Here is a 6,952-nt window from a genome sequence, read left to right as displayed (position 1 = left end):
CGCCGCCGCCGTTGATGATCTGGGTTGTTGAGGCTGTCTCGGTGCCACGGGTGATCGTAAGTTTCACAGTATAAGATCCCGCGGTCGAGAAGGTGTGGGACGGGTGCTGTTCAGTCGAGGTGATCCCGTCTTCAAAGTCCCAGGACCAGGCAGTCGGGCTGCCGGTCGAGCGGTCTGTGAACCGGGCCGTAAGAGGCGCCTTACCGGATGAGGGGAAGGTATCGAACTTCGCGGCCAGGTCGCCCGAAACGGTGATGTACTGGTTGCGCATTGCATCCGATATACCGAATTCATTGGAAACCGTCAGGATGACATTGTAGTTTCCGGCAACCCAGTACGTGTGCACCGGGTTCTGCTCGTTGGATCTCTGGCCATCGCCAAAGTCCCAGGTCCACTTGTCCACCTGGCCGGCCGACTGGTCGGTGAATGCAACGGTCATCGGCGCACCACCAGCGGTCGGGCTGCCAACGAAAGCTGCCTTCGGTGGCATGCCTACAGAGATATAGTCCGTCTTAACAGCGGTACTGGTCCCGTAGGCATTCTTCACGGTCAGCTTGACGGTATAGGTGCCGCGCTTGAGGTAGGTGTGGCTCGGGTTCTGTTCCGTTGACGTGACCCCGTCACCAAAGTCCCATTCCCAGGTCATCGGTTTCGAGCCAAGGGAAGTATCGACAAACCCGACCTTCGTGGGGATTGTCGTGAAAGCATAGTGGGCATCGAACTGTGCCACCGGGGCTATCCCTACGGTGATGTACCCTGCTTTCGCGGTATCCGCTGCGGATGCCCCGGGTACTGCCAGGGCCAGGAACAGGACAATAAGTCCTGCATACAACAAAAACGTCTTGGATCTCATCGTGATCACTAACCTGAATTTATCAATGAACAGATATTTAATGCCATCAGTTGGTAGAAGTCCAAGAACTAATGGTTATCTCACTAGGTAGCCACAGGGAAAATATCTTTCTGTCATTTCCCGCAGGAACCGGGTAACTATGCCGAACGGGCCCGTCGAATATGGGGGTCCGCGGATGCCACGAGAGAAATAGGAATGTCAGATGATATGGCTGGGGATGTCCCCGGTAATGACCCAGTCGCAATAAATACAGTGAAGCCCGTTTTCCTTCACCAAGAACCTGCTCCGGATCGGCTCATGCGTGTTGGAGATGCACCCGGGGTTCGGGCACCGGACAACTCCTTCGATCAGGGTCGGGGTTTCCACGCCTTTCTTCTCAAAGACCTTGAAATTCCGGATGATGTTGATGGTGGCCTTTGGCGAGATGAGGGCAATACGGTCAACCTCTTCCTTGGAGAGTTCGCGATTGTTCAGCTTGACGATGTCTTTCTTTTCCATGTTCCTGCTTGGGACATTGGTGGCAATGGAGAGCGCTTCCTGGGTTGTACCGGTGATTCCGAGGATCTTGACAACATTGAGCGCCTCGCCGGGACTGATGTGGTCGATCACGGTCCCGTTCTTGATCCGGCGGACAAGGAGCCCTTCGTTCTCCATGGATTCGCTGTTCTTCATTGCATCACCTGCAGGAGCATCGCCATACGTACCGGAACGCCATTCCGTGACTGTTCGAAGTACTTTGCGTGCGGCATCTCGTCAACCCGTGGATCGATCTCGTCAACCCGCGGAAGGGGATGGAGGACGATCAGGTGCTTCTTTGCATCCGAGAGGAGCTCGGGAGTGATCCGGTAACTCGATGAAACATTGAAGTAGGATGCCGAATCGGGGAACCGCTCGCGCTGGACGCGTGTCACGTAGAGGACATCCACTTCGGGGATGATATCCGTGATATTCTCATGAGGGATGATCTCCATCCCCTTCTCCGCGAGCCTTGTTGAAAGAGTCTCGGGGAGTTCAAGCCCCCTTGGGCAGAGCGTGTGCAGCCGTGCATTGTAGTGGGAGAGGGCCGAGGCAAGGGAGTGGGCGGTCCTCCCGTAGCGGAGGTCGCCGATGAGCGCGATGTCGATACCTTCAATGGGCATGGACTGGCGGATGGTGTAGAGGTCGAGGAGGGTCTGGGACGGATGCTGGCCGGCGCCGTCGCCGGCGTTGATGACCGGGACAGTGGAGAATTCAGAGGCAAGTCGTGCAGCGCCCTCTTTCGGGTGACGGATGACGATTGCATCGGCATACCCGCTCACGACCCGGATGGTGTCGGCAAGAGTCTCGCCTTTTGCTATGGAGCAGGCCTCGACACTCCCCACCGTGAGGGATGTGCCGCCAAGGCGGGCGATGGCAGATTCAAACGAGAGCCGGGTCCGCGTGCTGGGCTCAAAAAAGAGGACGGCAAGGATCTTTCCTCCGAGTGCATGGGAATCGTACTGTTTCCCGTCAATCCGGTCTGCATGGTCAAGCAGGCTGTCGATCCATTCACGGTCAAAATCCCCGATTGATATGATGTGGCGCACCGCAGCTCCTCCTCTTTATACAGGATAAGTATATTTTTCTCATGCCCTAATTACCTATCCTTCCTCATTGCCGCACCCTGTATCCGACAGGAATGCTATTAATGAATGGTTACGCATTTTGTATCAGTATTGGTAACGTTTTGCGGGGCACATCCTTGGATCCTATATTTGTTGCCCGGCCCTCGGTTGGCCGGGAGGAAATTGCCGCGGTCACCGCGGTGCTGGAATCGGGCATGCTGGCGGCCGGGAGTCGTGTGGCGGAGTTCGAACGGGAGTTTGCGGACAATTGCGGAGCATCGTACGCCGTTGCCGTCAACAACGGCACCGCGGCCCTCCATGCGGCACTCCTGGCTGCCGGGATCGGCCCGGGCGACGAGGTCATTGTCCCTGACTTTACGTTCTATGCAACGGCATCTTCCGTGCTGATGTGTGGGGCCACCCCGGTATTTGCCGACGTGGACGAACGGACCTTCAATATTTCCCCGCAGGAGATCGAAAAGCGTGTCACTACGAAAACCAAGGCGGTCATCGCGGTCCACCTCTTCGGCCTTCCGTTCGATGTCCCCGCAGTCCAGGAGATCTGCCGCCAGCACAACCTCCTTCTGATCGAGGACGCAGCCCAGGCCCATGGGGCTCTCCTTGGCGGGAAGATGGCCGGCTCGTTTGGCGACCTTGCCTGCTTCTCATTCTATGCAACAAAGAACATGATCACCGGTGAAGGCGGGATGGTGACGACAAAGGATACGGCGCTGTATGATCGGCTCCGTCTTGTCATCAACCACGGCCAGAGCGAGAAGTACATCCACACATGCCTTGGCTATAACTACCGGATGACGGATATCGCCGCGGCGATCGGGCTCGTGCAGTTGCAGAGATTACCCGGGTTCAACGAAAAGCGCCGGAAAAATGCGGAGTATTACAACGCCCACCTCTCGGTAAAAGGCCTTGTCACACCATTTACCCCTCCCGGTATGCAGCCGGTATACCACCAGTACGTGATACGGCTGACCCGCGAATTCCCGATGGACCGGGCTGCATTTATGGAGTACCTGAAAGAGAACGGGATCGGCAGCGCGATCCACTACCCGATCCCCCTCCACCGGCAGCCAGTCTTCGGTCTGAAAAACGATCCGGACCCCTGCCCGGTTGCGACCCGGCTCGCTGCATCGGTGCTGAGCCTGCCGGTCCACCCCTCGCTGGGAGAAGACCAGCTTGCATATATCTGCGAAACGATCAACCGGGTGAACTAAGATGGATGTCGGTGTTATCGGTGTCGGGACCATGGGAAAGAACCATGCCCGCGTTTATTCCGAGCTCAAGAGCGTTGACCGGGTCTTTGTCTACGACGTAAATGCAGCCGCGGCAAAGGCGATCGGCAGCCAGCACGGTGCTACGGTCTGCGATTCTGTCGACCAGCTCCTAGCGCGAACGGAGGCAGTCAGTGTCTGCGTCCCAACGCAGTTCCACGCGGCGACCGTCCGGCAGGTCTTCTCTGCAAAGAAGCACGCGCTCATCGAGAAGCCGATCTGTGCATCCGCAAAGGAGGCGGTTGAACTGATGAAATCGGCTCCCCCCGGAATTACCATTGGTGTAGGCCATATCGAGCGCTTCAACCCGGTAGTGAGCGAGATCCGGAAGATTGTTGACAAGCCCCTCTATGTTGAGATGAAACGCCATAACCCCGCATCGGCCCGGGTCACCGGAGGTACCGTTGTCGAAGACCTCATGATCCACGATATCGATATCCTTCTAAACCTCCTCTGTCACCCGACAACTATCCACAGTGCCGGGACTGCCGATGTCTGCAGCGTGCTCATGAAATGCGGGAATGTCCCGGTTGCGCTCTCGGCAAGTCGCAAGGCCTCGAAGAAGATCCGGATGATCTACGTGGAGCAGGAGGACTGCACCATCGAAGGCGACTTCATGACGCAGGAGGTCACGATCTACCGCAAGCCGGGCCAGTACCAGTTCGAAGCCGAGCGGTACGTGCAGGAGAATATCATCGAGAAGGTGATGGTGAACAAGCTTGAGCCCTTAAAGCGCGAACTCTCCATGTTTGTCGACTGCGCCCGCGAAGGGGCACCCTTCCCCGTCACTCCTGATCAGGCTATTGACAACCTCCGGGTGTGCGAACAGGTCCTGGCCGGGATGGCCTGACGATTGCTGGGAAATAACCGTACGGGTGAAGCAATGCTCTTGGATATTATCAGGAAACGCGGTCCGATAAAAACGATCGGTGTTCTCGGCATGGGCTACGTCGGGATCCCTGCGGCAGCTCTCTTTGCGGATGCCCCGCAGTTTACGAAGGTGTACGGATTCCAGCGCGATTCTCCGTCGTCAGGGTACAAGATCGCGATGCTCAACCGCGGCGAGAGCCCGCTGAAAGGAGAGGAGCCCGGCCTTGAAGAGCTGCTGAAGAAGGTGGTTGACGCAGGAAAGTTCTCCTGCACCTCCGATTTCTCGAAGATCCGGGAGTTGGACGCCGTTACGCTCTCCATCCAGACCCCGTTCCTGAACAAGGAAGACCTGCTGCCGGACTTCTCAGCGCTTTTCGAAGGTGTCCGGAACGTGGGCCGCAACCTCACCCCCGGTATGCTGGTCGTGCTCGAATCGACCATCACCCCGGGGACAACAACCGGTGTTGCCCGCGAACTCCTGGAGAAGGAATCGGGCCTTGTTGCCGGGAAGGACTTTGCCCTTGCCCATGCACCAGAGCGTGTGATGGTAGGCCGCCTTCTTCGGAACATCCGGGAACACGACCGTATCGTGGGAGGCATCGACGAAGCCAGCACGCAGCGGGCTACCGAACTCTACTCCCCCGTCCTGACTATTGGCAAGGTCATTCCGATGACGGCCACGGCTGCGGAGGTCACGAAGACTGCGGAGAACACCTTCCGCGACCTCCAGATCGCTGCCATTAACGAGCTTGCCCTGTACTGCGAGGCGATGGGGATCAATGTGTACGATGTCCGCACCGGCATCGACAGCCTCAAGGGCGAGGGGATCACCCGGGCTATGCTCTGGCCGGGCGCCGGTGTCGGCGGCCACTGCCTGACCAAGGACACCTATCACCTGGAACGCGGCGTGCAGGTACTGGGAAAGGACGAGCTCGACTTCCCGAAGGGCGAGCCCTCTCTGTATGTCCTTGCCCGGCGGATCAACGACTTCATGCCCATACACATGTTCCGGCTCACGAAGGATGCCCTTGCCCGGGCCGGCACCCCGCTGAACGGAGCGAAGATCGCGCTTCTCGGCTGGTCGTTCCTTGCGAATTCCGATGATACCCGGAATACCCCGGCCGAGCCGTACCGTGACCTGCTGGTGAAGGAGGGTGCTGTGGTCAGTGTCCAGGACCCGTACGTTGCGGATTATCCGGGCGTGGCGATGGTCCCCTTTGTCGAGGAGGCACTGGAAGGCGCGGATGCGGTCGTGATCTTTGCCGGCCACCACCAGTACCGGACGCTCGATGCAAAGGTCATCCGGAACCTGTCCGGGAAGAAGCACCCGGCTATCATTGATGGGCGCAACCTTGTGGATCCCGATGCGTACATTCGCGAGGGATTCATCTACAAGGGAATCGGGCGCGGGGACAAAAACTCGCACGTGATTGTGGAGTAACCCTCCATCTTTTCTAATCCGACGGTTTCACGCCAGTTCCGGCACCGTGCCCGCCCACTTTTCTACCGTTTTCAGGATCGCATCGTCCGTGTAGGACGAGACAGTAATCTTTTCCCGGGTAAGGCTCACGAAATAGAGTTCACCTGAGGGGTCGTGGCATTTCAGGGTGGCTGAATAGAGGTCGGCATCCGGCAGGTGCACGATCTTCCCGCGGTGCGCCGCAATGTTTGCCATGCTGGTGATCATGGCGGCTTTCCCGATCTCGTAGCCGTCCACGGAATCGTAGATCTCTGAACTGGAACCGATCTGTTTTCCTTTTGCATCGAGGTACACGAACTTGGCTGTATAACGCTCCCGGATTGCCTTCACCGGGGGGTGTACTTTTCTTACGGTATGATACGAAGTGCACCCGAACGGGTTTTCGAGGGCAAGCTTCCGGATAATCAAGGCAAACGTACGGATATCCGGGATCGGGCGCTTCAGCCGCCGCGATGCGCTGCGGGTGCCGGGGCGTGTGCGGAAACGGGTCATGGTACGATCTTCCTGAGTACGGGAATGAGCGGGTGCGATAAAATGTTGGTGGTTGGTGTTGGGGGTCGCGTGGGTACAAAGTGTACTGCGGGGCGGGTGCTGATTTGGTTGACGGTTTTGCCTGGTTGTTGACAGTGTCAGTCGGAAAAATGCGAACTTTCCTATGTTCTTGCTAAGAAAATTTGTATGGGTGAGTGCGGGGCCGGATCAGTTTGTACCCATGCGACCCCCTACATAGATTGGGATATTTAGAAAAATATTTGTCAGTTTTACTTCAGAGATATGATATTCTTTATGCATGATGGTTGTAGGGGGTCGTGCGGGTACAAAAATTTTCTGGGGGTTCATCCATTATTCATGATACAGGAAACACGCGGGATTGGAT

At 57.2% G+C, this 6,952-nt stretch carries 7 protein-coding genes; 3 read left to right on the top strand and 4 right to left on the bottom strand.

Going from position 1 to position 6,952, the window contains the following annotated elements; genetic code table 11:
• The 3 genes from CW742_RS04730 to pyrB all read right to left on the bottom strand — a co-directional run.
• Positions 1-853 (bottom strand): PKD domain-containing protein (locus tag CW742_RS04730; RefSeq protein WP_292417194.1); only part of this gene is annotated, 853 nt, incomplete at its 3' end.
• A 198-nt stretch (positions 854-1,051) separates the two neighbouring features.
• Entirely contained in the window at positions 1,052-1,525 is a 474-nt protein-coding gene (gene pyrI, locus CW742_RS04725; protein ID WP_292417191.1) for an aspartate carbamoyltransferase regulatory subunit, read from the bottom strand.
• The gene (pyrB, locus tag CW742_RS04720) at positions 1,522-2,418 is read right to left on the bottom strand and encodes an aspartate carbamoyltransferase (RefSeq protein WP_292417188.1); all 897 of its coding nucleotides are present in this window, start codon (positions 2,416-2,418) and stop codon (positions 1,522-1,524) included. Before pyrB ends, pyrI begins: the two co-directional genes overlap by 4 nt.
• A 155-nt stretch (positions 2,419-2,573) precedes the next feature.
• On the opposite strand from pyrB, the gene CW742_RS04715 reads away from it, so the two are divergent.
• The 3 genes from CW742_RS04715 to CW742_RS04705 are packed head-to-tail and all read left to right on the top strand — an operon-like array spanning position 2,574 to position 6,036.
• Positions 2,574-3,668: a DegT/DnrJ/EryC1/StrS aminotransferase family protein gene (locus CW742_RS04715; RefSeq protein WP_292417185.1), complete on the top strand. Its 1,095-nt coding sequence runs from the start codon at positions 2,574-2,576 to the stop codon at positions 3,666-3,668.
• 1 nt (position 3,669) lies between these two features.
• Positions 3,670-4,575 carry a Gfo/Idh/MocA family protein gene (locus CW742_RS04710; RefSeq protein WP_292417182.1) on the top strand — a complete coding sequence of 302 codons (906 nt, stop codon included), beginning with the start codon at positions 3,670-3,672 and terminating at the stop codon, positions 4,573-4,575.
• Positions 4,576-4,608: 33 nt separating this feature from the next.
• Positions 4,609-6,036 (top strand): nucleotide sugar dehydrogenase, encoded by a 1,428-nt coding sequence (locus CW742_RS04705; RefSeq protein ID WP_292417179.1) that lies wholly within the window; start codon positions 4,609-4,611, stop codon positions 6,034-6,036.
• Between the two features lie 27 nt (positions 6,037-6,063).
• Here CW742_RS04705 and CW742_RS04700 read toward each other — a convergent pair whose 3' ends face one another.
• On the bottom strand, positions 6,064-6,567 hold the full coding sequence (locus CW742_RS04700; RefSeq protein ID WP_292417177.1) for a hypothetical protein: 504 nt from the start codon (positions 6,565-6,567) through the stop codon (positions 6,064-6,066).
• Positions 6,568-6,952: the final 385 nt, after the last annotated feature.

Source organism: Methanoregula sp., from assembly GCF_002835825.1.
Lineage (GTDB): Archaea > Halobacteriota > Methanomicrobia > Methanomicrobiales > Methanospirillaceae > Methanoregula.
This window is presented reverse-complemented; position numbering and strand designations above follow the sequence as displayed.